1 protein-coding gene is annotated in these 395 nt (G+C 45.8%); it reads left to right on the plus strand.

Features of this window, described 5'->3' with window-relative positions; genetic code table 11:
• Positions 1–174: 174 nt before the first annotated feature.
• Positions 175–395: hypothetical protein (locus tag FOE67_RS28515; protein WP_228474398.1), on the plus strand; the 221-nt coding region annotated here is incomplete at its 3' end.

Consider the following 395-nt stretch of genomic DNA (forward strand, 5'->3'; position numbering starts at 1 on the left):
ATGTAGCAACGGGAGAACAAAACTACTTTAAGAACAGCATCGACTACGGCCTACAGGCTGTCTTCGAATCCAAAAGTAGGTAGCCTCCAAACCCGCTTAGCTGCGGGTTTTTTCGTTGCCACCGCCGCGACCTCTGCTAAGATCGGGTCATCTTTGATTGATGGGCAAGGAAGAATGAAAAAGACATTAGCAGTAGTACTCGCCGTTATGGCTTTGACGGCATGCAAGCCTGGTGAGGAAAAAGCATTAGAACTTGCACAGAAGGAAATTTCTGCAGACTTGAAAGACCCTGATAGTGCAAAGTTTAGATATTTGCGAGTGGCAAAAACTCAAGAAAACGAGGATGGAACAGTTCTCGTCTTAGTGTGCGGGCAAGTTAATGCCAAGAATGGATT

The sequence above is a fragment of the Streptomyces calidiresistens genome (genome assembly GCF_014141525.1).
GTDB lineage: Bacteria > Actinomycetota > Actinomycetes > Streptomycetales > Streptomycetaceae > Streptomyces > Streptomyces calidiresistens.